This is a genomic window from Enterococcus sp. DIV0703 (genome assembly GCF_051711065.1).
GTDB classification, from domain to species: Bacteria; Bacillota; Bacilli; order Lactobacillales; family Enterococcaceae; genus Enterococcus_B; species Enterococcus_B hirae.
Window position 1 is genome coordinate 1,282,136 of sequence record NZ_JBIOLX010000001.1, and the last position, 25,492, is coordinate 1,307,627.

The 25,492-nt window shown below is 36.4% G+C and carries 19 protein-coding genes; 15 read left to right on the forward strand and 4 right to left on the reverse strand.

Translation table 11 applies throughout. From position 1 onward, the window contains the following. Positions 1-336: 336 nt before the first annotated feature. From IGK81_RS05830 to cbpB, 5 genes are all read left to right on the forward strand, one after another. A complete protein-coding gene (locus IGK81_RS05830; RefSeq protein WP_438757694.1) occupies positions 337-6,114 on the forward strand; it encodes a hypothetical protein in 5,778 nt (1,925 codons plus the stop codon). Between the two features lie 270 nt (positions 6,115-6,384). Then, positions 6,385-7,206, forward strand: a complete 822-nt coding sequence (gene racE / locus IGK81_RS05835; RefSeq protein WP_010737494.1) for a glutamate racemase — start codon at positions 6,385-6,387, stop codon at positions 7,204-7,206. Positions 7,207-7,209: 3 nt separating this feature from the next. Further along, the gene (gene rph / locus IGK81_RS05840) at positions 7,210-8,559 is read left to right on the forward strand and encodes a ribonuclease PH (RefSeq protein ID WP_034697770.1); all 1,350 of its coding nucleotides are present in this window, start codon (positions 7,210-7,212) and stop codon (positions 8,557-8,559) included. Beyond that, positions 8,556-9,068 (forward strand): metallophosphoesterase, encoded by a 513-nt coding sequence (locus IGK81_RS05845; protein WP_010737496.1) that lies wholly within the window; start codon positions 8,556-8,558, stop codon positions 9,066-9,068. Before rph ends, IGK81_RS05845 begins: the two co-directional genes overlap by 4 nt. Before the next feature lie 107 nt (positions 9,069-9,175). Continuing rightward, a complete protein-coding gene (cbpB, locus tag IGK81_RS05850; RefSeq protein WP_010719279.1) occupies positions 9,176-9,676 on the forward strand; it encodes a cyclic-di-AMP-binding protein CbpB in 501 nt (166 codons plus the stop codon). 90 nt (positions 9,677-9,766) lie between these two features. Here the strand turns inward: cbpB and IGK81_RS05855 are convergent, their stop codons facing one another. Further along, positions 9,767-10,681, reverse strand: coding sequence for a mechanosensitive ion channel family protein (locus IGK81_RS05855; RefSeq protein WP_034697771.1), 915 nt, complete (start codon positions 10,679-10,681; stop codon positions 9,767-9,769). Positions 10,682-10,849: 168 nt separating this feature from the next. Here IGK81_RS05855 and IGK81_RS05860 point away from each other — a divergent pair, with 168 nt between their 5' ends. After that, on the forward strand, positions 10,850-11,863 hold the full coding sequence (locus tag IGK81_RS05860; protein ID WP_034697772.1) for a branched-chain amino acid aminotransferase: 1,014 nt from the start codon (positions 10,850-10,852) through the stop codon (positions 11,861-11,863). Positions 11,864-12,315: 452 nt separating this feature from the next. Here IGK81_RS05860 and fabI read toward each other — a convergent pair whose 3' ends face one another. Continuing rightward, positions 12,316-13,071: an enoyl-ACP reductase FabI gene (fabI, locus tag IGK81_RS05865; RefSeq protein ID WP_010719275.1), complete on the reverse strand. Its 756-nt coding sequence runs from the start codon at positions 13,069-13,071 to the stop codon at positions 12,316-12,318. Between the two features lie 216 nt (positions 13,072-13,287). On the opposite strand from fabI, the gene fabZ reads away from it, so the two are divergent. After that, positions 13,288-13,728, forward strand: a complete 441-nt coding sequence (gene fabZ, locus IGK81_RS05870) for a 3-hydroxyacyl-ACP dehydratase FabZ (protein WP_010719274.1) — start codon at positions 13,288-13,290, stop codon at positions 13,726-13,728. A 127-nt stretch (positions 13,729-13,855) separates the two neighbouring features. On the opposite strand, the gene IGK81_RS05875 is transcribed toward fabZ, so the two are convergent. Beyond that, complete coding sequence (locus tag IGK81_RS05875) at positions 13,856-14,614, reverse strand: peptidylprolyl isomerase (RefSeq protein ID WP_010719273.1); 759 nt, start codon at positions 14,612-14,614, stop codon at positions 13,856-13,858. Positions 14,615-14,798: 184 nt separating this feature from the next. Here IGK81_RS05875 and IGK81_RS05880 point away from each other — a divergent pair, with 184 nt between their 5' ends. From IGK81_RS05880 to IGK81_RS05890, 3 genes are all read left to right on the forward strand, one after another. Next, positions 14,799-15,893, forward strand: a complete 1,095-nt coding sequence (locus IGK81_RS05880; protein ID WP_010719272.1) for a DUF871 domain-containing protein — start codon at positions 14,799-14,801, stop codon at positions 15,891-15,893. Between the two features lie 342 nt (positions 15,894-16,235). Next, positions 16,236-17,171, forward strand: coding sequence for an alpha/beta hydrolase (locus IGK81_RS05885; RefSeq protein WP_034697773.1), 936 nt, complete (start codon positions 16,236-16,238; stop codon positions 17,169-17,171). A gap of 355 nt (positions 17,172-17,526) precedes the next feature. After that, positions 17,527-19,527 carry a hypothetical protein gene (locus tag IGK81_RS05890; protein WP_232622367.1) on the forward strand — a complete coding sequence of 667 codons (2,001 nt, stop codon included), beginning with the start codon at positions 17,527-17,529 and terminating at the stop codon, positions 19,525-19,527. Positions 19,528-19,658: 131 nt separating this feature from the next. Here the strand turns inward: IGK81_RS05890 and gap are convergent, their stop codons facing one another. Continuing rightward, entirely contained in the window at positions 19,659-20,669 is a 1,011-nt protein-coding gene (gene gap, locus IGK81_RS05895; protein ID WP_010719268.1) for a type I glyceraldehyde-3-phosphate dehydrogenase, read from the reverse strand. Between the two features lie 329 nt (positions 20,670-20,998). On the opposite strand from gap, the gene obgE reads away from it, so the two are divergent. The 5 genes from obgE (at position 20,999) to IGK81_RS05920 (ending at position 25,469) form a co-directional block, all read left to right on the forward strand. Next, positions 20,999-22,312, forward strand: a complete 1,314-nt coding sequence (obgE, locus tag IGK81_RS05900; protein WP_010719267.1) for a GTPase ObgE — start codon at positions 20,999-21,001, stop codon at positions 22,310-22,312. 267 nt (positions 22,313-22,579) lie between these two features. Further along, positions 22,580-23,131: a hypothetical protein gene (locus tag IGK81_RS05905; protein WP_010737501.1), complete on the forward strand. Its 552-nt coding sequence runs from the start codon at positions 22,580-22,582 to the stop codon at positions 23,129-23,131. Positions 23,132-23,295: 164 nt separating this feature from the next. Next, the gene (rnz, locus tag IGK81_RS05910; RefSeq protein ID WP_034697787.1) at positions 23,296-24,249 is read left to right on the forward strand and encodes a ribonuclease Z; all 954 of its coding nucleotides are present in this window, start codon (positions 23,296-23,298) and stop codon (positions 24,247-24,249) included. Next, the gene (locus tag IGK81_RS05915; RefSeq protein ID WP_010737503.1) at positions 24,233-25,021 is read left to right on the forward strand and encodes an SDR family NAD(P)-dependent oxidoreductase; all 789 of its coding nucleotides are present in this window, start codon (positions 24,233-24,235) and stop codon (positions 25,019-25,021) included. The genes rnz and IGK81_RS05915 overlap by 17 nt, the downstream gene beginning before the upstream one ends. A 10-nt stretch (positions 25,022-25,031) precedes the next feature. Further along, entirely contained in the window at positions 25,032-25,469 is a 438-nt protein-coding gene (locus tag IGK81_RS05920) for a LapA family protein (protein ID WP_034697790.1), read from the forward strand. The last annotated feature ends 23 nt before the right edge of the window (positions 25,470-25,492 follow it).

Genomic DNA, 25,492 nt, shown 5'->3' on the forward strand with positions numbered 1-25,492 from the left:
AAATCCGTAAATTACGTATTTCTATATTTTTATACAGGAATACTATTTTTTTCAAATCACTACACGTGGTTACGCAAATATATTCAGAAAAAAATTATGAAAGAAATAGTTATGTATAAGTGGACTCAAATAAAACTTTATTCATGCATAATCTTTTTGAAAACACTATTCTTGACTAATTATTTTCAGAAATTAAAAATAATATTCTAAAATTTGAACAAATACCATGGTATTAAATTCCAAGAATTTCTTTATTTGGGAATAAAAGTTTTTGATGTCCTTTTTTTTCTGATAAATTTATAAAGCAGTATATAAAAGTGCAAAGGAGAAAACAACATGGAAAAACTAAATAAAAAAAATGGAGAGAAAGTAAGCGTACAGTCCAAAAATCAGCGTGGTATTTTTTATAGACTAAAGGATAGGTTGAAACTAAATAAAAAAAACGGAAAAAAAGTAATTGTACAAGCCGAAGATCAGCCTTCACTTGCTTATGAACTAACTAATAAGTATAAACTTGAGAAAAATAAATCTGATGATATGAAAGCACTAGTAGCTTTAGAAAAAGATCTTTCTAAATATGACCCAGCTACAATCGAAGGAATCCTCTTCTATCTTCCATTGACTCCAGAAAAGAAAAACCTGTTTCAACCAAGAAATAGAATAGTACGGCCTGAAGATCAGCAAAGTCATGCTTATAGACTAACCAATAAGTACGAACTAAAAATGGAACGTACTAATCCGGAGAAATTCGCAAAATTAGGTAGAGAACTTTCTAGATATGATCCAGCTACAATCGAAGGAATCCTGTTACATCTTCCACTGATTCCAGAAGAGAAAGACCTGTTACAACCAAGAAATAGAATAGTACAGCCCGAAGATCAGTTTGAACTTGCTGATAGATTAATCGATAAGTATAAACTAAAAAATAAACATACTAATCTGAAAACAATGGCAGCATTAGGAAAAGATCTTTCTAGATATGATCCGGATTCAACCGAAGGAATCCTCTTACATCTTCCATTGATTCCAGAAGAGAAAAAACAGTTAAAACCAAGAAATAGAATAGTACAGCCCGAAGATCAGCTTGAACTTGCTTATAGAATAACCAAAAAGTATAAACTAAAACATCAACATACTAATCTAAAAACATTCGTAGCATTAGGAAAAGATCTTTCTAGATATGATCCAGATTCAACCGCAGGAATCCTCTTACATCTTCCGCTGATCCCAGAAGAGAAAAACCTGTTACAACCAAGAAATAGAATAGTAAAACCCGAAGATCGACTTGAACTTGCTGATAGGTTAACCGTTAAGTATAACCTAAAAATGGAACGTACTGATCCGGTGACATTCGCAAAATTAGATAGAGAACTTTCTAAATATGATTCAGATTCAACCGCAGGAATCCTCTTACATCTTCCGCTGATTCCAGAAGAGAAAAACCTGTTACAACCAAGAAATAGAATAGTAAAACCCGAAAATCAGCCTAATCTTGCTTATAGATTAACCAAAAAGTATAAACTGAAAAATCAACATACTAATGTGAAAACATTAGTAGCATTAGGTAAAGAACTTTCTAAATATGATCCAAATTCAACCGCAGGAATCCTTTTACTTCTTCCATTGAATCCAGAAGAGAAAAAACTGTTACAACCAAGAAATAGAATAGCACAGCCCAAAGATCAGCCTGCTCTTGCTTATGAACTAACTGAAGAGAAAAAGCAATCTACTAATATGGAAACACTAGTAGCATTAGATAAAGATCTTTCTAAAGATGATCCAACTTCAAGCGAAGGAAACATCTCCAATCTTCCATTGAATTCAGAAGAGAAAAAACTGTTACAACCAAGCAATAGAATAGCACAGCCCGAAGATCAGCCTGCTCTTGCTTATGAACTAACTGAAGAGAAAAAGCAATCTACTAATATGGAAACACTAGTAGCATTAGATAAAGATCTTTCTAAAGATGATCCAACTTCAAGCGAAGGAAACATCTCCAATCGTCCATTGAATCCAGAAGAGAAAAACCTGTTACAACAAAGAACTATTGAAATGGAAAGCATAGATAGAACCTTTTTTATTGACTATCTTAATGAACAACATAACCTTAATTCAAACACGCCTTTATCGGAAAAAACAAAAGCTGCACTAATTGAAGACCTTGATAAATTCTATTATCTTCCTTTGAAACCTAGTACGTGTTATAACTTTATTTCCGATCTACATATTATAAATAGAGATGATGTATATGAGCTTCTAAATGATCAAATTCCCAAGGTAAATGAATTAATAACGCAGGTAATAAATAATGCTACTCTAGCTATTACAAATAAATATCAACTTTTAGAGAACCAATCTGTCCCCAAAGAGAAACTAGAGACAATAGCAACTGAGATCCTGGATTTAAATCTTGGTGAAGAACAGGAAAGGGAGGTTATTGCTAAACTTGAAATCTCAAAAGAAGATCGAGCTACTCTTGAGGAAATATACAGAGAAAAACGAGACTTATTGCAAACACAAGAAAGTCAGAAAGACGCTGAAATAAAAGCTGCTACTATAGCTATTACAAATACATATGAACTTTCAGTTGAAAAAACTACTCCTCAAGAGAAATTAAAGGCAATAGCAAATGAGCTTATAAATCGAAATCTTAGTACATTACAGGAACATGAGATTATTTACCTACTTGAAATAGAAACAAAAGACAGAGACACCCTTCGGACAATATACAAAGAATTAAAAAAAATACAAGAAAGTCAGAAAGACGCTAACGTAAAAGCTGTTACTATAGCTTTTACAAACATATATAAACTTTCAGAGGATCAACCTAACTCCCAGAGTAATTTAAAGGCAATAGCAAAAACGATTGTGGATTTAGATCTTAGTGATGAACAGAAAAGAAAGGTTATTCTCGAACTTGAAATACCAAAAAAAGATAAAGACACTCTTCGGTCAATATACAAAGAATTAAAAATAATACAAGAAAGTCAGAAAGACGCTAACATAAAAGCTGTTACTCTAGCTATTACAAATATATATAAACTTTCAGAGGATCAACCTAACTCCCAGAATAATTTAAAGGCAATAGCAAAAACGATTGTGGATTTAGATCTTAGTGACGAACAGAAAAGAGAGGTTATTCTCGAACTTGAAATACCAAAAAAAGATAAAGACACTCTTCGAAAGATGTATTCGAACAAATTAGAGAAGAAATTGCAGAAATTGCATTGGGAAAGAGTTAGTATAGCTACAGCTATTTCAAGTAAATATCTACTTTCAATTGAAAAAACGACCCCTCAAGAGAAACTAAAGGCAATAGCAAATGAGCTTATGGATTTAAATCCTAGTGAAGTACAGGGAATTGGAAAGGATATTTTTCACCTACTTGAAATGAAAACAAGAGATAGAAAAACTCTTAGGACAATATATAACGAACTTAAAAAAACACAAGAAAGTCAGAAATACGCTAACATAAAAGCTGCTACTCTAACTATTACAAATATATATGAACTTTCAAAGGATCAATCTAACTCCCCAGAAAAACTAAATAAAATAGCAAAAACGATTGTGGCTTTAGATCTTAGTGATGAACAGAAAAGAGAGGTTATTCTCGAACTTAAAATACCAGAAAAAGATAAAACCACTCTCCGAGAAATGTACTCGGACGAATTAGAGAAGAACTTGAATGGGGAAAGAGTTAGTATAGCTACAGCTATTTCAAGTAAATATCAACTTTCAGTTGAAAAAACGACTCCTCAAGAGAAACTAAATACAATAGCAAAAAAGATTACGAAATTAGATCTTAGTGATGAACAGAAAAGAGAAGTTATTAGAATACTTGAAATACCAGAAAAAGATCAAGACACTCTTCGAGAAATGTACTTAAACAAATTTGAGGAGAAATTGAATTGGAAAATATTTACTGTAGCTACAGCTATTTCAAGTAAATATCAACTTTCAGTTGAAAAAACGACCCCTCAAGAGAAACTAAAGGCAATAGCAAATGAGCTTATAGATTTAAATCTTAGTAAAGCACAGGAAAAGGAAAAGGAAATTATTCATCTACTTGAAATAGAAACAGAAGATAGAGACACTCTTCGGGCAATATACAAAGAACTAAAAAAAATACAAGTAATTAAGAAAGTTGCTACTCTAGCTATTACAAATACATATGAACTTTCAGAGGATCAATCTAACTCCCCAGAAAAACTAAATAAAACAGCAAAAAAGATTGCGAAATTAGATCTTAGTGATGAACAGAAAAGAGAAGTTATTTTCGAACTTAAAATACCAGAAAAAGGTCAAGACACTCTTCTGTCTATATACGAAGAACAAAAGAAAGCTGCTAATATAGCTATTATAAAAAAATACAAACCTAACGCCCAATATGATCTAAAGGAAATAGCAAAACATATTGCGAATGAAAGACGTAATAATGTCAAAAAAAAATCAACAGAATCAGAACAATTATTTCAGCAGAATGTACATGCTGTTGCTACTACTATTACAAATAAGCATCAGCTTTCAGAGAAACGACCTGCAAACCCGAATAAACTACGTAGGATAGCAAATGAGGTTGTGAATTTAAACCTAAATATAGACCAGAAACTGGAGCTCATGCGTACGCTTGCCTTGACACAAGCAGACAAAGACAAGCTTCGGAATATATTCTCAAATAGTGTAATAAATGATAAGATCGTATCCCTATTGGCTGAAGAAATAAAAGTAGCTTACCAACTTTCAGAGAATAAAACTATCTCTCCAAAGGATTTACATAATATAGCAATTACCATTGAGAATAGTTCTCTTGATAAAAAGTATATAGATACGGTTTCAAACGCTCTTGTCATGACAAGAGAAGATAAAGAGACACTTCGGGATATGATCAGAGAAAGAGCGAAACAACAAACAGAAAAAAAACAAGAAAATGAAGCAGACATTAAAATAAATGGGAAGACCATAGCTGAAGTACTAGATGACAACGCACTATTGCTATCTCGAGCAATGGACACAGCATTAGAACTTAAAGAGAACGAAAAGGTAAAACCAGAAATACTATCTATGATGGCGGAATTTATTGGTAGCAGAAAACTTAATGAAATAAATAGACGCAATATGCCTTATATGCTTACTCTGACTAAAGAAGATAAAAAAGAGCTTAATGAAATAACAAATGAAAAAACAACATTGCTAAATAAGGAACTCGAAATTTCACAAGAACCAGCTAAAATGAACCTAAGTTCAACATTAAGTCAAGGACTAAACAATTTAGATTCAAAACCAAAGAATCCACTACAGACATCACCAAAACCAAATTTAAGAACTCTACTAAATCAAAGTGAGAATACTCCAGGCTTGGAACCAAATACGTCGCCAAAACCAGGAACTTTACCAAAAGCACCAGCCCGGATTAATCTATTAAATGCTGTGGTACAGAATAAGATAGTCTCCCTATTGGCTGAAACAATAAAAGTAAATTATCAACTTTCAGAGAATAAAACTACCTCTCCAAAGGATTTACATGAAATAGCAATTACCATTGAGAATAGTTATCTTGATGAAAAGTATATGGATACACTTTCTGATAATCTTGTCATGAGAATAGAAGAAAAAGAAGCACTTCGGGATATAATCAGAGAAAGAGCGAAACAACAAACAGATAAAAAACAAGAAAATGAAGCAGACATTAAAATAAATGGGAAGACTATAGCTGAAGTAGTGGATGACAACGCGCTTTTGTTATCTCGAGCAATGAACACTGCATTAGCACTTAAAGAGAACCAAAAGGTAGAACCCAAAATGCTATCTACGATGGCGGAATTTATTGGTAGCAGAAAACTTAATGAAATAAATAGACGCAATATACCTTATATGCTTACTCTTACTAAAGAAGATAAAAAAGAGCTTAACGAAATAATCAATGGAAAAACAACTTTGCTAAGTAAGCTTCCCGAACTAGATAGAACAAACCTAAATCCAATAGATCAAGTTCCATTACCATTGAATCAAAGACTAAGTAATCGAGGATCGGAACAAAATACTCTACCAAAACCAAACAAAAATATAAAACAAATGAATTCTTTATCTCAAGAATCAGCTGAAGTTAGTCGATAAACCATAATTGCTCAGAGACTGGGACAAAACTTGTCTCAGTCTCTTCTAGTATCTCTAAAACGAATCGCAATCATTCATGATAAGTGTAGATAAAGAGCAATCTTCATCTGCTAAAAACAACTAACTTAAGATCATTAAGTCAAACTAGTGATTCTTTAGATCGACTGTGTGAGCTATTCAAGCTTTATGGATAGAAGTACAAAGGTAGTACTTGAAAAATCACCTTAAAAAGTCCACAATAAGGAAGATAGAATTTATTGAGAAAAAAGGATGATACTATTGACTGATAATCGCCCGATTGGTTTTATTGATTCAGGTGTTGGTGGATTGACGGTGGTCAAAGAAGCATTGAAACAATTACCAAATGAAAATATCTTATATGTTGGAGATACTGCCCGTTGCCCCTATGGTCCTAGACCGGCAGAACAAGTGATCGAATTTACTTGGGAAATGACGAATCATTTGGTGGAACAAAACATCAAAATGTTAGTGATTGCCTGTAATACTGCTACTGCGGTTGCTTTAGAAGAAATCAAGGCGGCACTTCCTATTCCAGTCATTGGTGTGATCTTACCTGGGACAAGAGCAGCTGTTAAACAAACAAGAAATAAACAAGTAGGGATTATTGGAACCCTTGGAACGATCAAAAGTCGTGCTTATGAAACAGCGCTGAAAACGAAGGTACCTGAACTTGCCGTGACTAGTTTGGCTTGTCCAAAATTCGTTTCGGTAGTGGAAAGTAATGAATATCATTCGTCAGTTGCAAAAAAAATCGTTGCCCAGACACTAGCGCCATTGGTTACTAAGAAAATCGATACATTAGTATTGGGTTGTACCCATTACCCTTTGTTACGTCCGATTATCCAAAACGTTATGGGAGAAAGTGTAACATTAATCGATTCAGGTGCAGAGACTGTCGGGGAAGTTTCGATGTTGCTGGACTATTTTGAAATCAGCAATTCAGTCAATGAGGGGCGGACGTTATGCCAATTCTATACGACTGGTTCAGCTAAGCTTTTTAAAGAGATTGCACAAGATTGGTTGATGCTCGATCAGTTGAATGTTGAGCATATTGAATTAGGAGGAAAATAACAGATGCGTCACGATGGAAGACAACCTCAGCAGTTAAGAAAAATAAAGATTGAAACAAATGTTTTTAAACATCCAGAAGGTTCTGTTATGATTCACTTTGGTGATACGATCGTCAATTGTTCTGCTACGATTGAAGAAAACGTTCCGCCATTTTTAAGAGAAACAGGAACTGGTTGGGTAACAGCAGAATATAGCATGTTGCCACGTGCGACTCATACTAGAAATCGAAGAGAAAGCAGCAAAGGAAAACTTTCAGGACGCACAATGGAAATCCAACGGTTGATTGGTCGTTCGTTAAGAGCGGTCGTTGATCTGAAAAAGTTAGGCGAACGTAGTATTATCATTGATTGCGATGTTTTGCAAGCAGATGGTGGGACAAGAACGGCTAGCATCACAGGAGCTTTTATTGCGTTAAAATTAGCAGTCGAAAAGTTACTTCAAACAAAAGTTTTACGTGAAGATCCAGTTATTGAACATTTAGCTGCTATCAGTGTTGGGATTTTACCCGATCAGACATGTGTGGCAGATTTAGATTATGAAGAAGATGCTGCAGCGCTAGTCGATATGAATCTAGTCATGACTGAATCTGGCAAATTTGTCGAGATTCAAGGAACTGGGGAAGAAGCAACCTTTGATGGAGAACAATTAAACGATCTGCTCTTTTATGGGAAAACGGCGATTGAGCAATTGATTCTTGAACAAAAAAATGTCTTGTTCGAGCAACGAGCAGAAAGAGAGGACGATTTGAAGACGATCGTTATTGCTACCAAAAATGCTGGGAAAGCAGAAGAATTTAAAGCGATGTTTGGCAAAGCTGGTTATGAAGTCAAAACATTGTTTGACTATCCTGAATTACCTGATGTAGAAGAAACTGGTTCAACGTTTGAGGAAAATGCTCGGCTGAAGGCGGAAACGATTGCTTATTTGTTGAATCAACCCGTATTAGCTGATGACTCTGGTTTGAAAGTAGATGCTTTAGGTGGCATGCCAGGAATCTACTCTGCACGATTTGCCGGCGAACACAAAAGTGACGCAGGAAACAATGCGAAATTACTTTATGAGATGACGGAGATTCCTGATGAGAAAAGAACGGCGCAATTTCATTGCACCTTGGTTTTTGCTGCACCGGATAAAGAAAGTCTAGTGGTGGAAGCGCAATGGCCAGGAAAAGTAGGAAGAATCCCAAGAGGAGACAACGGCTTTGGGTATGATCCACTATTTATTCCTGACGGTTCAACTGAAACTGCAGCCGAAATGTCAAGTGTAGAAAAAAACCAAGTAAGCCACCGGGCACAAGCAATGAAGAAATTGAGCCAAGTATGGCAAAGCTGGTTGGAAGGTGAAAACAAATGAAATATTTAGTTGTCAGTGATAACCATGGTGATCGGGAAATCTTAGCTGATCTAGTTGCTCGTTATCAAACGAAAGTGGATTTCTTCTTTCACTGTGGCGATTCAGAATTATCTCCAGAAGATCAATTGTGGACGCACTTCCATGTAGTCAAGGGAAATTGTGATTTCGGACCGGGATTTGTTGAAAAAGAGTGGGTTGATACTGGGAAAGATAAAATATTTATCACTCATGGACATTTGGCAAATGTTCGTTTTGGTCTTACTCAATTAGCGCTTGAAGCGCAAGCCAACCAAGCAACAATGGTCTTTTTTGGTCATACGCATCAAATTGGTTGTGAGGTAGTAGAAGGGGTCTTGTATTTGAATCCTGGAAGCATTTCGCAACCACGAGGACCGATCCAAATCCCTTCTTATGCCTTGATTGAACACAGTGGAGAACAAGTCAATGTTCAATATTATAATCGAGCGCATCAACCTGTCGAGGAACTGGCTTTCACTTTTTCCTTGTAAGCAAAAAATCTCTAATTTTTACTAAAATCTCGATTTTTTATATGAATTTTGCATCCGTTTTCGGTAAAATAATTATGTTGAAATGAAATTGAAATGGAGGCCCTCCAATGATTGGACCGATTGTAAGAGAGTTATTGCTACAAAATCGAGAGACTTTTTTGATCTCAGCTGAAAATGTAGCGAATGTCATGTATCAACATCCATTATCACATGGTTTGCTTGTTTTATCGAAAGTAGGTTATACGAAGATCCCTGTACTAGGAAAAGATGACCGTTTTGTGGGATTAGTTAGCTTATCTGATGTCGTCAATAAAATGATCGATCTACAAACGATCAGCATGGACCCATTAGAAGGACTAACCGTTGCAGATGTAATGGAAACGAATGTTGCAACGATCGATGAAAATTGGGAACTAGAAGAAGTTCTCCATTTATTAGTTGATTCACCTTTTCTACCGGTTGTTACAGAAGACAAAGTTTTTAAAGGGATCATTACTCGAAAAGAACTACTAAAGGCAGTCAACTATATGGTGCATGAATTGGAACGACGAAACATTGTTTCGCCTAAAGTCGAAGAATTAAAAGAAAAGTTAGACATCGTTAGTTAACGATTAAAGCAAAAAAGATTGAGACTGATTACACTTATTTCTCCATTAAGGTCATTTAATGGAAAGCGTAAGGAATCGTCTCAATCTTTTTTATTTCAAGCTGATCGGGCTGTTAGGAATGGTAAATCCTGCTGTTGTCAATTCTTTTACATAAGAACTCAAAAATTCTTCTTTCAAAACAAATTGTTTTCCATTCAAGGCATAACAAATGGTTCGAATCGCAAAATTACTGTTCCCTAAATCGACTAATCCAAAAATTGTTGGTTCAGTTTGTAAGTCGTCTTGGTATTTTTCAGCTAATCGTTGATTTACACGATCGATGATTTCGTAGATAGAATCATAGCCTTCTTCCGGCACGATGCGAATATCAAGTAGAACTTGCATATTCGCTCTGGATAGGTTGCTGATAGTCGTGATGTTTCGATTGGGAATAAAGTGAACCGTACCGTCTACAGCCTTTAGCTGTAACGTCCGAATACCGACAGAAGCCACTGTTCCTTCAATTGACAGATTTGCTAATTTTACATAATCTCCGACATCCATTTGTTGTTCCATAATAATGAAAAAGCCAGTAATCACATCACTCATAAAGCCTTGTGCGCCCAATCCAATTGCTACCCCAGCAATTCCCGCTCCTGCCAACAATGAACCAATCGGAACACCAATGACGGATAAAATCGCATAAATAAAGAAAAAACCCATCGTGTATTGGAAAATCGTATTTAACAGACTGTGTAACGTTTTTAAACGACTTTCATTCAAAACCGATTTCTTAGAATATTGTTTAAAAGATTTATCAATTAAATATTTTCCGACACGGTTGAGTATGGCAAATAAAAGAATTAAAAAAACTAAATAAAGTCCTTTTTGGATGAAGGTTGCAAAAATTGCATCCCAATCGATCGTATTCCAGAAACGTTGAAAAGCATTCACTTGGTGGACTGCTTGGTCAGTTAATGTTTCACCTGTGGAAGTGGTTGCTGTTGTCGCTAGTTGTAAAAACATAAGATCCTCTTTTCTAAAATATATACTCACTACTGTATTGTAACAAGAACAAGGGAAAAAGAAAATCAGCAAAACTGTTTCAAATTTCAGAAATTTTCCAAAAAATAAAATGACAAACCTCAAGGATAGTGCTAAAATATTCACAAAACAAAGATAGGTGGAATGAATATGCAATTGGATTGGAATAATTTAGGTTTCTCATATATCAAAACTCCTTGGCGTTACGTTGCAAAGTGGAAAGATGGTCAATGGGAAAAAGGAGAATTGACGGAAGACAACTATTTAACAATCCATGAAGGTTCTCCAGCGCTTCATTATGGACAACAATGCTTTGAAGGATTAAAAGCTTACCGAAGAAAAGATGGCAAGATCAATCTTTTTCGACCAGATCAAAACAGCCGTCGTTTGAATCAAAGTGCTAGACGGTTATTGATGCCGATGGTACCAGAAAAAATGTTCATTGAAGCTGTGAAAGACGTAGTCAAAGCGAACGAAGCATTTGTACCACCTTATGGAACAGGCGCAACATTATACTTACGTCCTTTTCTGATTGGTGTCGGTGAAAACATTGGTGTGCACCCAGCGCCAGAGTACTTATTTGTCGTTTTCTGTACACCAGTTGGTGCTTACTTTAAAGGTGGTTTGAAACCAACGAACTTTATCGTATCAGAGTACGACCGGGCAGCACCTAATGGAACAGGGGCAGCAAAAGTAGGAGGGAACTATGCAGCTAGTCTGTTGCCAGGTACACAAGCGAAGGAATTAGATTATTCAGACTGCGTGTATTTAGATCCTGCTACTCACACGAAAATTGAAGAAGTCGGTGCAGCGAATTTCTTTGGTATTACTAAAGATGGGCAATTTATCACACCGCAATCGCCATCGATTTTACCAAGTATCACGAAATATTCACTCTTACAATTGGCTGAAGAGCGTTTAGGCTTAACTGCTGTCGAAGGAGATATCTTTATTGATCAATTAGACCAATTTGCCGAAGCAGGAGCGTGTGGCACAGCAGCGGTCATCTCACCGATCGGAGGGATCTATTATCAAAATAACTTACATGTTTTCCATAGCGAAACAGAAGTTGGCCCTGTAACTAAACAATTGTATGATGAATTGACAGGGATCCAGTTTGGCGATGTAGAAGCGCCTGAGGGTTGGATCGAAGTAGTCGAATAAACAAACAGTATAATCTAATAAAAAAGAGATGCTACGATTTCTAGGACAGATATAGATGATCTGTCCTAGTTTTTTTATAAAATTAGTTTTACAAGCTTTCTTGCCACATACTACTTTAGAAGAGTTTGTCCATCACCAAATAGAAAATACAATTTACTCATATTAAAATGTAAACTATTTATATATCAACAATCAAATGGCTTGTAATCTGCCACAATAATCTAGATAGGCATATTTCATGCGTATTATCGTCTGGGTCTCATATTTTCTTTAGGGATCAATCAAAATACGACGACCCAATATTGATAAGCCTATCAATAGTAGGTCGTCGTTTAAAGTTTATTTGAAACCGGTGAGTTCGTTAGTGTTAAACGAATTTTTCCGTTATCTTACTTAAATAAAAAGCGATTCGTGTTGTTTTAAATGGGATGACTAAAGTAAATAGGGTTCTCTTAAGATAAGTGGACGCCTTTATCTACATAAACGATGTCGCCAATCATTCCGCTTGATAATGGGCTAATTAAAAAGGCACAGGCATTCCCGACTTCTTCAATCGTCACACCTTGTTGATCTGGTGTACGTGATTCAGATAATTGAATCAATTTTTGGTAATCTTTCACGCCAGTAACCGCTAATGTTTTGATCGCCCCAGCTGAAATACCGTTGACACGAATGCCTTTAGGAGATAGTTCTGCAGCTAAGTAACGGATGGCTGCTTCTAAAGATGCTTTTGCGATTCCCATCATGTTGTAGTTAGGAATAGCGCGTTCTGATCCTAAATAAGACATGCTTACAATTCCGCTGTTATGTGCAAGATATTTTTGTGCATATTTTGTTACAGCGATTAATGAATAGCTACTGATATCTTGCGCTAATTGATAGCCGTCACGTGAGATATCGGATACGTTTCCTGATAATTCTTCTTTGTTTGCGTATGCGATTGCGTGTACTAGGCCGTGGATTTCTCCAGCATATTCGCCGATTGCATCCATTGCTTTTTCAATACTTTCATCACTTGATACATCACATTCCACCGTAAAGGCATCTTCGCCGACTAATTTAAGCAATGATTTTTTCATGCGTTCATTTTGATAAGTATAGATGATCTCAGCACCTTGTTTCATCATTGCTTCGGCACAACCCCAAGCAATACTTCGCTTATTTGCGACGCCCATAATGACGATTTTCTTTCCTTCTAAAAAAGACATATTGACACTCCTTTGATCTTAAAAAGATTTAATAGGTTGTATAATAAACAATAATTGCAAAATAATAACCTCTTGATTTTCTATTATTAGTCAAAATGCTTTGATTGTCAAACTATTTTTTTTAATAATAAAAAAAGATTGCTAAAAATTTAAGAATATGATACTTTGATAATCAAAGTAATAATCAAGGCAATTAGCCAAAAGAAGGAGTATATTATGTCTTACGTATTATCAGCTACTGAAGTAATGGACTTGATTCCCAATCGTTATCCAATATGCTATATCGATTATGTCGATACCTTAGAACCAGGAAAGAAAATCGTCGCAACGAAAAATGTAACGATCAATGAAGATTTCTTCCAAGGACACTTTCCTGATAATCCAGTAATGCCTGGTGCATTGATTCTAGAAACCTTAGCGCAAGCTGGATCGATTCTGATTTTAAAATCAGAAGAATTTTTAGGCAAAAGAGCGTATATCGGTGGGATTAACAAAGCGAAATTTCGCCAGAAAGTGGTTCCTGGTGACGTGATGAAATGTCATTTTGAAATCACAAAAATGAAGGGTGCAGTAGGGACCGCTTTATCTGCGGCTTATGTCGAGGATAAAAAAGTTTGTGAGTGTGAGTTTACTTTTATTGTGAACAAAGATGCTTAATTGGGTAAAGCGGCTTTTTTTATAAAAGCAGAATTTACAAGGACCCAGTTATCAGTAAAAGCCGAAGAACAGCGAAGGGCAATGGAGTACCTTTCGTTATTCTTCGGCTTTTACTTAATGATTCGTCTTATGATTCTTTCGCTTCTTGTAAGATATTGATTTTTTCAATTTTAACCGCTTCTTTTGGTTTATCTGAGGCATCTGTTTCAACCTCTGCGATTTTATCTACAACGTCCATTCCTTCGATGACTTGTCCAAAGACCGTATATTCACCATCTAAACTAGGATAGCCACCATTTTTATACGCATTGATGATTGCTTGAGGGTAATCATCTTTTAATAGTCCGTCATGCATATCATCTGAGTTTTGGACGATAAAAAATTGGCTCCCATTACTGTTAGGATCTTGGGCACGTGCCATGGATAAAGCTCCGCGGATGTTGTAAAGCTGGTTAGATATTTCAGTTTCAAATCCTTTGCCCCAAATACTTTCACCGCCAGTACCATCCCCTTTAGGATCGCCTCCTTGGATCATGAAATCTTTGATCACTCGGTGGAAAGTCAAGCCATCGTAATAGCCATCTTTAGCATGTGTCATAAAATTCTCAACTGCTTTAGGGGCCAATTCAGGGAATAATTTCATTTTGATTGTCCCTTTTGATGTGACCATCTCAACCAGATCTTCATTGGCAGCGACCTCATTGCTCAATTGAGGAAGAGGGAGTGCGTTTAAATCGACACTTTCTTTTGTACTGCTTTCCGTTGTTTTTTCTGTTGAACTTGTTGTTTCAGAAGTGTTTGTTTTTGGTTCACTTTGATTACACCCTGCTGCAAATAGTAGGGTTGCAACCAATCCCATACTTAAAAGAAGTTTTTTTGTTTTCATTTTTGGTTCCTTTCAAAGATAATCAGTTTGTTATCTATAATGATAACAAATAATGATCAATTTACCTATTCTTTTTCTCATAATTTCTTCGTTTATGATCACTTTTCTCAAAGGTGTAGACCATTTAAAGCGCTTTTGTTATAATGTAAGTGGATACAAAAAAGATTTTGGGAGGATTCAACTGATGGGGAAATTAGGTATTTCGATTTATCCGGAACGTTCAACGTTCAAAAAGGACAAAGCATATTTGGATTTAGCACATAAATATGGATTCAAACGTGTATTTACTAGCTTATTACAAATAGAAGATGACAAAGAGAAGGTTTTAGCTGATTTTTCTAAAGTTGTGGAATATGCGAACCAATTAGGAATGGAAGTTATGGTAGATATCAATCCAGCATTATTTGAACAATTAGGGATATCCTACGATGATCTTTCCTTTTTCCATAAGATGGGAGCGTACGGCATCCGTTTAGATATCGGGTTTACGGGAGCTGAAGAAGCAAAAATGACACGCAATCCATACGGTATTAAGATTGAGATTAATATGAGTTCTGGAACTAGTTATGTTGACAACATCATGAGTTATTCTCCGAATACTAATAATTTGTTAGGGTCTCATAATTTTTACCCTCATCGCTATTCTGGTTTGAGTTATGATCATTTTGTGTATTGCTCAGAAAAATTTAGAAATTATAATTTGAATACAATGGCATTCGTCAATTCTCAAACCGCTGATTTCGGACCATGGCCAACGCAAGACGGTTTGTGTTCGCTTGAAGATCATCGAAACTTAGAGATTTCTACACAAGTCAAGCACTTGATGCTTACGGGTTTGATCGATGATATTTCTATCGGTAATGCTTATGCAAGCGAGGAAGAACTAAAAGCGATGGCAGAAGCATTTAATGCAGATTATCCAACGTTGAAAGTAGATGTTGAAGAAGATATCACCGAAGATGAACGGATTTGTTTGTTTGATAATCTCCACAGCTATCGTGGTGATCGTTCAGAATATATCCTTCGATCAACAATGACACGAATCTACTATAAAGATAAACCATTCCCACCACATAATACCCGGGACATGTCTCGCGGGGATGTCTTGATTGATAATGTGGGGTATGACCAATACAAAGGTGAAACTCAAATTGCGCTAAAAGAGATGAAAAATGACGGTCGTGTGAATGTAGTCGGACGTATTTCAGAAGATGAATTGTTCTTATTAGACTTCTTAAAACCGTGGTCAAGTTTTAAAATGATCGAAAATAAAAAATAATGGTTCCTAACTTTTAAACTATTTTTGTTTAAAAGCTAAGAACCATCGGGGAAACTTCAAAGCCGGTTAATTCTACTGGTTTTGAAGTTTTTTTGTAAAAATGATTGAAAAATTGATTAGTCTAAATAATTTGTCAAGATGTTATGTCTCTGAGATAACAAGACTGATCTTGATAGATTAGTTGTGTGAAGATGGTTTTTTTACAACCATTTATAATGAAATTTGAAGAGAAATGGGTGATGTGGAGCTTTATATTTACTCTTGGAAGGATTGCATCGAATAACTTCTTTGTTTATACTTAATCAAGAATTAGTATTAATAATGGAATAAGGAAGGAAAGCGATGAAACTTTTGACAAAAATAGTAATCGGAATTGCTATTGTCGTGATAGTGGTTCTATTATTTGCAGGCAACTATTTTTATAATTATGCAGTTGTCCCATCAGAAAAGGATTTTTTAGAAAACGATACGCCGGGAACTTCTCAAACAACAAAAGAAAACGAGGCGACAAAGTGGTTCAATCAGAAAGAGAATCGCACTTACTGGCATCTAACATCAATAGATCATTTGAAATTGTCTGCGATCTATCTGCCAGCAGAAAAGAAAAGTGATAAAACAGTTATTGTTGCCCATGGTTATATGGGGAATGCAGAAACAATGGCAAATTATGCAAAAATGTTTCATGATTTAGGCTACAATGTGTTAGTTCCAGATGCTCGAGGCCACGGGCGTAGTGAAGGGGATTATATCGGATTCGGTTGGCCAGAGCGAAAAGATTACGTCCAATGGATCGATAAAATCATAGCAGAAACAGGGCAGTCGCAACAAATCGTGCTTTATGGAGTAAGTATGGGTGCTGCAACTGTGATGATGACGAGCGGTGAGAAGCTACCAAATAACGTGAAAGCGATCATCGAAGACTGTGGGTATTCGTCAGTTGATGAAGAACTTGCATATCAACTAAAAGATATGTTCAACTTACCTTCTTTTCCATTGATCCAAGTGACTAGCTTGATTACAAAAATTCGAGCAGGGTATTTTTTTGGGGAAGCAAGTGCCGTTGATCAATTAACTAAAAATACGAAACCAATGTTATTTATCCATGGTGATGCGGATACATTCGTTCCCTATAATATGTTAGCAAAAGTATATGCTGCAACTAAGGGACCAAAAGAAAAATACGTGGTCAAGGGAGCCGAACACGCAAAAGCGTATCAGGCAGACCCAGAAAAGTATCAGCAAACCGTCAAAGAGTTTTTAGCAAAATATGTCCAATGAGTTGTTTGCTAATAGCTAATACAAAAATAATTTTAGGATTCTAATAGAGAGAACTCATTCTTTTTATTTACCGGCAGTCATCCGTTCACAATAGAAATATGGGTGACTGCTTACATATATGGTTGAGAATTTTACATAAATCAGACAAAAAAACGAACGAAAATCAAGAATAGGCAAAGAGGAACCTTTCTGTCATTATCGAAAAATACATTGTGAAGAATGAAAATAGAGAAAATGAATTTAGGAGCCTTTTTGACATAAAAACGGATATAAAATCGTTTCATGAAAAAAAGCGAATCAATCGTACGAAACGATTTTTATTATAAAAAATGATCTCAAGAAAGGGAGCGAAAAAATGCCACTGGCAAATAAACTAGAACTAGAACAAGCTTTGCGCGCACGATTATTAGTCAATTCAATATCCTCTAAAGATACTAAACATTCAATTGTGAACCGTACAAAACGTTTATTCAAAAAAAAACCTCCGATTGAAGTAAATAAGCAAGACAAATTTGGAAATTTCAAAATGTATGAACAATTTTTTGATCTTCCAGTTGGAGATATTCGGCATATTCCTGATTTGAATGAGACGAAAGCGATGTTTAAAGAGTATTTGAAAAATTGGAGTCATATGATCAATGTGAGTGCCAATCCTAACATAACAAGTTTAGTTGAAGAAAAAGGTCAGTTTACAATGTACGATTCATTCGAACGGAGTAGCGATGCTATCCAAGAGACACAAAAAATAGAACAAGAACTCTTACACTTAAGTGGAGATAAAGCTCGTTTTCTCGTATTACCACTCCTAAGTGGGAGACCGTTACATAAAGAGGAAAAAGAGTTGATTAAGGACACCACTGAAAACGAGCCTGTATACACTAGTTTAACAGGAGCAATTATCCAAAATCAAAACAATAAATATCTCGTTACATTGGTAACTTCGAATGACCAAGAGCTCACGATTCGCAAATACGCAGTCGATCAAGACAAAACCAAAGAGTTAGCCAATCTATTGGGCACGCCATTACACTCTAGCCATGAGAATATGACTACACTAGTGGATAAATTTGAGAATCTTAGGAATAAACGAGAAATAAAAGAAACGGCAAAGAATATATCACATTCAAAAAAATTTCATTTCTTACTTCCGCAACTATATTACACTGTTGACTACATTTTTTATGGGAATGCTATTGATCAAATTCATGAGGATGTTCAAAAGAGCGGTCAAATACAAGGTCAGAAGGTTAAGGCCATTGATGAACAAACGAAGCCCCAAATGGATTACTTCAATCTTACACCAGCAACTCAACAAAATAATCATAAACGTTTGATGAATGAGTTTCATTACGCAGCACTTAAGAGGATGAACCAATTACAATATTCGGAAGATCTTCTTCATTCGATGGTTATTGTACATAATAAAACTGAACAAGTGGAAAATATGGATAAGAATTGGAAAACAAAAATTGAAGATACAATACTCACAACTTCTCAACAAAGAAAATCGCTGTCTAGACAAGATTCAGTAGAAGTAGAAGACAGAGGGATTTACCTAGCTGAGCTGCGGGAACCAAAAGAAATATTTGAGAAAGCAGAAGAACAATTAAAACAGTCAAGAGGGATTGTTCTGCCAAATGAAGTGGCAGCAATTAGCCGTTCACTTCAATATAGTAAGTATTATCAGTTAGAAAAAAATTCGATTGTACAAGAACTCTCTCGATTAATGCCAGGCGATCCAACTTCTTTTCTAGTTACTTCTCATGATATTCAGATCAAGTTGAAGGACAAGGGTCCTCATGAAAAACAGAATCTTGGTTGTGTGATACGGAAAAATACTTTCGGGAACTTTATCGTTTCAGTGGTTGATCCCACAGGTTACTATCAAAAAAGAACGCAAGTAAATGGTCTGTTACCTTGTGTACATGAATTTGAAATTTCTAAATCTAACCTATCAGAACTAGCACAAGCACTCAATAAGAGCAACGATAAGAACAAAAGTGACTTTATCCTTCAAAGGGATTTATCTTTAATTAGCAATGGAGGAAAAGTTACGGATTATATCATTGATCAAAGTGCTTATTTAAAATCAAAACAGGGATTTCATCATTTTTCTGCCGCAGTAGATTTTGCTATTTTTTCAAGTACAATGCAGTTAGGGCGTTATGTTTATATTAATGATCTTGAGAAATTGAGTGGAAAAAATACAGAGTTAGCGAATAATTTAGGAGAAGAAAGAGCATTGAAAATAGCTTATCCAGAACACTTTGCTCAAAAGAAAGTGAAAAAAACACGAGCTAGTAATTCGCAAATAAGGGACGTTTATAAAAATTCTATCTTTGATCAAGAGAGATGATAAGGTTTACCATCACTCGTTCTTTTTGAACCAGTTTAGAAGAACTAGACAAAGAGACCGTTTGAACCACTCAACGAGTCGTTCAAACGGTCTCTATTTTCTATCTTTGAAAACGTGTGATCTTTTGGCGATTAAAGATTAGCAAATTTTTCCAACAAACGGATCATTTGACAAGTGAAGCCATATTCATTGTCATACCAAGCAACGGTTTTTACGAGTTGGTAATCGCCAGCCGTTGTGACTTCTGTTTGAGTTGGATCGAAAATCGAACCTTGTGTGGTACCGATTACGTCACCGGAGACGATTTGACGATCATCGTAACCAAATGATGGATTGTCTTCAGTATGTTTCTTGATCGCTTCGTTCACTTGTTCAGCGGTCACTTTTGTTTTTAAAATGGAAACTAGTTCTGTTAATGAACCATCCACTACAGGTACTCGTTGTGCGTGACCTTGCAATTTCCCTTGAAGCTCTGGAATAACTAAGCCAATTGCTTTTGCCGCACCTGTTGAGTGAGGGATCGTGTTGTCAGCTGCTGATCGAGCTGCCCGTAAATTTCCACCTTTTACTGGTCCGTCTAATAACATTTGTGTAGAAGTATAAGCATGAACGGTAGTCATAGTCCCCACTTCGATACCAAATTCATTATTTAAGAAATAAGCCATCGGTGCTAAACAGTTTGTCGTACAAGAGCCTGCCGAAATGATTTTATCATTAGCATCTAACGTATCATCATTTACATTGTATACGATAGTTTTCATTGCACCAGCAGGAGCAGAGATCACTACACGTTTTACCCCAGCGTTCAAATGGGCTTGTGCTTTTTCTTCCGAAGTATAAAAACCAGTACATTCCAGTACGATATCGACCCCGTTTTCTTTAACCCAAGGGATTTTACTTGCATCTGGTTCAGCATAGACACGCGTTTCTTCACCATCTACTACGATTGAGTCTTCTGTTGCAGTAACTGTACCGGGATAGGTTCCATGAGTTGAATCAAATTGTAGCAACTGTGCCAACATTGTTGGGCTAGTTAAGTCATTGATTGCTACGACTTCAATATCATCAGATACTTCTTTGATTCGGCGGAAAGCTAAACGTCCAATACGTCCAAATCCGTTAATACCTACTTTTACTGTCATAATCAAAAGTTCCTCCTTTAGTGATATTGAGGGTGCAAACTTCGCATCCTTGATTAATACACTGTCATTTTCCTCCTGTTCACAAAATTTGTCAAAAAAAGATACTTACAAAAGTAAAGTGATAAAATGGTCTGAGAGGTGAAAAGCACTAGGAGATCTTTGAAACAATTTCCTTAAGTAGAATAGAAAAAATGAACAAAACCTGGAAAGTTTAATTGAAACGATAGACAAAATAGCTTTTGACCGATAAAATAAATAAGACTTTTGTTTATTGTGGAAATTCAGGCAGTCAAATGAATAATAGATAATTAAAATAGGAGGACTTAAAGATGTCCATGTTTTTAGATCAAGTAACCATCGATGTGAAGGCCGGTAAAGGCGGCGACGGAATGGTCGCTTTTCGCAGAGAAAAATATGTACCTGATGGAGGACCTGCTGGTGGTGACGGCGGTCGTGGCGGTGACGTCATTTTGATCGTTGATGAAGGTTTACGTACATTAATGGATTTTCGTTTCAATCGCCATTTTAAAGCACAGCCAGGAGAAAACGGAATGAGTAAAGGGATGCACGGTCGGGGTTCAGAAGATACTTATGTAAAAGTCCCTCAAGGAACGACTGTCCGTGATGCTGAAACAGGCGCTTTGTTAGGCGATTTGATTGAAAATGGTCAAACCTTAGTCGTTGCTAAAGGCGGTCGAGGGGGACGAGGAAACATCCGCTTTGCTTCTCCACGAAACCCAGCACCAGAAATTGCAGAAAACGGCGAACCAGGTCAAGAACGCAGAATCGAATTAGAACTAAAAGTCTTGGCTGATGTTGGGCTGGTTGGCTTTCCATCTGTAGGTAAATCAACGCTGCTTTCAGTTATTTCTTCTGCTCGGCCTAAAATCGGCGCGTACCATTTCACGACATTAGTACCAAATCTTGGTATGGTAACAACTAGCGATGGACGCAGTTTTGCAGCAGCGGACCTTCCTGGATTGATTGAAGGAGCTTCTCAAGGTGTTGGCTTAGGAACGCAGTTTTTACGTCATATCGAACGTACTCGTGTTATTTTACATGTGATTGATATGAGTGGGATGGAAGGCAGAGATCCTTACGAAGACTATTTGGCGATCAACCATGAATTGTCTACTTATAATCTTCGTTTATTGGAACGACCTCAAATAATTGTAGCCAATAAAATGGACATGCCAAACGCAGAAGAAAATTTGAAAAAATTCAAAGAGCAGCTTAATAAAGAAAAAACAGATGAATTTGCAGACGATATGCCGATTTTTCCAGTTTCAGGGGTAACAAGAAAAGGCATTGATCCATTGCTGAATGCGACAGCGGATCTTCTAGAAGTAACACCAGAGTTTCCGTTATATGATGAAGAAATCGAAGAAGAAACAGTTCAATACGGATTCAATCCAGAAGGGCCAGAATTTAAAATCGATCGCGATCCTGATGCTACTTGGATCTTATCAGGAGAAAAAATTGAGAAACTATTCCAAATGACGAATTTCGATCACGATGAAACTGTTATGCGTTTTGCTCGTCAGTTGAGAGGAATGGGCGTTGACGAAGCTTTACGTGCCCGTGGAGCAAAAGATGGCGATCTAGTGAGAATTGGTGAATTTGAATTTGAGTTTGTCGAATAAGATTACGTATGCTCATGAAAAGAGCCCATGTTAACACTCAATATCAACAAAGCGTCAAACCAGAAAAATGGTTTGGCGCTTTTTTGGTTTAAGCAATGGTAGGATTTGTCTTTTGGTAAAAATTTTTAAGCTATCACCAATAGTATTCAGAAAGATTTTTTAATAGGAAAAATTTATATTTCTTATGTGTTATTTATTAAAGGGTTTTTCCTTTTGTTTTTTTAAAATAAAAGTTAGAATAAAGAAAATGAATAGAGGAGTGTTTTTATGAGCAAACGAGTGATTATTTTGAATTTCCCTGTAGAGAGTCAAGCTTACCAAGCATTTTCTGAAATCAAACGATTACACGCTTCTCGTGCCATCAAGGGTGAACAAATGGCAGTGATTAGTCATGATCCTAATGGAACGCATCAATTCAAAATAGAGGATTTTTTGGATTTTACTGGAAACAATAAATCTTCAAAAGGTGGTTTAATCGGAATGTTAGTCGGTGTCTTGGGAGGCCCACTAGGGATTCTTTTAGGCTGGTTTGCTGGCGGGATGATCGGTGCTACGCAGGATGCCAAAGAAATCCAAGATGCTCAGACAGTTTTTGATTTTGTGGGCAATAAAATTGGCGAAGGAGCAACCGGTTTGATTTTGATTGCTGAAGAAGAAGATAATCGTCCTTTGAACCAATTAGTCATGATGGATTTAGGTGGCGAAATTACTCGCTTAGATTATGAAGAGGTCGAAGAAGACGTCCACGCTGCCAAAGAAGTCGAAAAACAAACACAAGAAACGGCACGGAAATCGTGGAAAGACAAACATCCTCAATAAAGAGACGAACAGAATAAAGAAAGAGAAACGCGTGAAAAAGGCGTTTTTCTTTTTTTAGTACCAATAAAAATGCAATTATTTAGGAAGCAATACGGACTTTCGGTTGATTATCCGACACATTTCCCATAAAATTAATAGTGAGTTTAAAGAAAGTCAGGTAGATTATGGAATTACAATTTTTAGGAACTGGTGCAGGGGTACCTGCCAAACATCGAAACGTTACCAGTATTGCATTAAAACTTTTGGATGAAAGAAATGAAGTCTGGTTATTTGACTGTGGTGAAGGAACGCAAATGCAAATCTTACGTACCAACATTCGTCCAAGAAAGATTGAAAAGATATTTATTACTCACTTACATGGTGACCATATCTTTGGGTTGCCAGGCTTGTTAAGCAGTCGTTCATTCCAAGGGGGAGATACGCCCTTGGAGATCTACGGACCAAAAGGAATCGAGACATTTGTCAAAACTTCGTTAGCTGTTTCGCAAACACGTTTAGGCTATCCGTTGAAATTCATCGAGTTAGTTGAAGATCAGCCGATTTTTCAAGATCAGCATTTTTCTGTCTATACTAAAAAATTAGATCATGGAATTGCCAGCTATGGCTTTCGGGTTGTGGAACATGACCATAAAGGAGAGCTTCAAGTTGAAAAATTACAAGAACTGAATATTCCGGCTGGACCAATATATGGAAAGTTGAAAAAAGGAGAATCTGTTCAATTACCTGATGGAAGGGTTGTGGACGGGAAGCAGTTTGTGGGACCAGACAAAAAAGGGCGGATCGTTACGATTTTAGGTGATACGAGGAAGACAGCAAATTCAGTCGTGTTGGCCCAAGACTGTGATGTTTTGGTTCATGAAAGTACGTTTAACAAAAATGAAGCCAAGCTGGCAAAGAACTACTTCCATTCGACGACTTATCAAGCGGCTGAAGTAGCTAAAGAAGCAGCAGCGAAAAGTTTGTTATTAACCCATATTAGTGCGCGCTATTTAGGAAAAGCTGCGCAAGAACTAGAAGAAGAGGCACGTGAGGTCTTTGGAAATACAAGGATCATGAAAGATTTTGATACTGTCGATATTCCATTTCGTGAGGAGGAAAAGAATGAATTTAGAAAATAAAGTTGTCTTAGTTACCGGTAGTTCTGGTGGATTGGGCGCTCAAATCTGTTATGAAGCTGCAAAAAAAGGTGCCATCGTCATTGCTTGTGCTCGACGAAGCCAATTGATTGATGAGGTTAAAGCAGAATGTCAGAGATTAAGCGGAAAGGAAGCCTATGCTTTTCCAGTAGATGTGAGTGACCCTGACAGCGTCGATCGGCTCTATGAACAAGTGATGCAAACAGTCGGACGTGTAGATGTGTTAGTCAATAATGCCGGCTTTGGCATTTTTGAAGATTTTTTAACTTTCGATTTAGGAAAAGCTTACGATATGTTTGAAGTAAATGTACTAGGAATGATGGTCCTAACTCAAAAATTTGCGATTGATATGGCTGAAAGAAGGCAAGGACATATCATCAATATTGCTTCAATGGCTGGGAAAATGGCGACGGCAAAATCAACGATCTATTCAGCAACAAAATTTGCTGTCTTAGGCTTTTCTAATGCCTTACGATTAGAATTAAGACCACTTGGAGTGGCAGTCACTACGGTGAATCCAGGACCGGTTGCTACTGAATTTTTTGATAAAGCTGATCCTACCGGCAGTTATTTAGAAAAAGTTAGTCAACTTGTTTTAGAACCGGAGAAACTAGCAAAAACAATTGTACGAACAATGGAACATCCAAAGCGTGAAGTGAATCGTCCTGTCCTTCTTGAAATAGCGGCTAAATTTTACACTCTCTTTCCGACTATTGGCGACTACCTCGCAAGTGGGATTTTTAATAAAAAGTAGGTGAAAGAGTATGAAAAAACAAAGTAGTGTGATTATTGGATTTTTGCTTGTCTTGATTATTGTCGTATTTGCTGTATTAAACAATAGAAATGTTCCTGTTAACTTTGGGATTGCTTCATTTTCTGCACCATTGATTTTAGTTATCATTGGTTCGGCGATTATTGGTGCATTGATTGTTTTTGTTACTGCATCAACCACTTTATGGCAACAGAAAAAACAAATCAAACAATTAAAGCAGGAACTATCAGATTATCAAGAGAATCTTGATAAAAAAATTGCTGAAGCAAAGGAAGAGCAACAACGAACATTCCGAAATGAACGAGCAGAATTAGAAGCTGCTTATCAGGCAGAATTACAAGCAACGAAAAAACAACTACAACAAGCGCAGTCGACAACATCTGATACGCAGAAAATTTCAGCAAAGCAAAGCTATAATTATTTTGACTAAAGTTTCATGAACGAGATCAAAAT

Coding starts and splice junctions, on each gene's coding strand:
- IGK81_RS05830 (WP_438757694.1), top strand. CDS start 337: ATGGAAAAACTAAATAAAAAAAATGGAGAGAAAGTAAGCGTACAGTCC.
- racE (WP_010737494.1), top strand. CDS start 6,385: ATGATACTATTGACTGATAATCGCCCGATTGGTTTTATTGATTCAGGT.
- rph (WP_034697770.1), top strand. CDS start 7,210: ATGCGTCACGATGGAAGACAACCTCAGCAGTTAAGAAAAATAAAGATT.
- IGK81_RS05845 (WP_010737496.1), top strand. CDS start 8,556: ATGAAATATTTAGTTGTCAGTGATAACCATGGTGATCGGGAAATCTTA.
- cbpB (WP_010719279.1), top strand. CDS start 9,176: ATGATTGGACCGATTGTAAGAGAGTTATTGCTACAAAATCGAGAGACT.
- IGK81_RS05855 (WP_034697771.1), bottom strand. CDS start 10,681: ATGTTTTTACAACTAGCGACAACAGCAACCACTTCCACAGGTGAAACA.
- IGK81_RS05860 (WP_034697772.1), top strand. CDS start 10,850: ATGCAATTGGATTGGAATAATTTAGGTTTCTCATATATCAAAACTCCT.
- fabI (WP_010719275.1), bottom strand. CDS start 13,071: ATGTCTTTTTTAGAAGGAAAGAAAATCGTCATTATGGGCGTCGCAAAT.
- fabZ (WP_010719274.1), top strand. CDS start 13,288: ATGTCTTACGTATTATCAGCTACTGAAGTAATGGACTTGATTCCCAAT.
- IGK81_RS05875 (WP_010719273.1), bottom strand. CDS start 14,614: ATGAAAACAAAAAAACTTCTTTTAAGTATGGGATTGGTTGCAACCCTA.
- IGK81_RS05880 (WP_010719272.1), top strand. CDS start 14,799: ATGGGGAAATTAGGTATTTCGATTTATCCGGAACGTTCAACGTTCAAA.
- IGK81_RS05885 (WP_034697773.1), top strand. CDS start 16,236: ATGAAACTTTTGACAAAAATAGTAATCGGAATTGCTATTGTCGTGATA.
- IGK81_RS05890 (WP_232622367.1), top strand. CDS start 17,527: ATGCCACTGGCAAATAAACTAGAACTAGAACAAGCTTTGCGCGCACGA.
- gap (WP_010719268.1), bottom strand. CDS start 20,669: ATGACAGTAAAAGTAGGTATTAACGGATTTGGACGTATTGGACGTTTA.
- obgE (WP_010719267.1), top strand. CDS start 20,999: ATGTCCATGTTTTTAGATCAAGTAACCATCGATGTGAAGGCCGGTAAA.
- IGK81_RS05905 (WP_010737501.1), top strand. CDS start 22,580: ATGAGCAAACGAGTGATTATTTTGAATTTCCCTGTAGAGAGTCAAGCT.
- rnz (WP_034697787.1), top strand. CDS start 23,296: ATGGAATTACAATTTTTAGGAACTGGTGCAGGGGTACCTGCCAAACAT.
- IGK81_RS05915 (WP_010737503.1), top strand. CDS start 24,233: ATGAATTTAGAAAATAAAGTTGTCTTAGTTACCGGTAGTTCTGGTGGA.
- IGK81_RS05920 (WP_034697790.1), top strand. CDS start 25,032: ATGAAAAAACAAAGTAGTGTGATTATTGGATTTTTGCTTGTCTTGATT.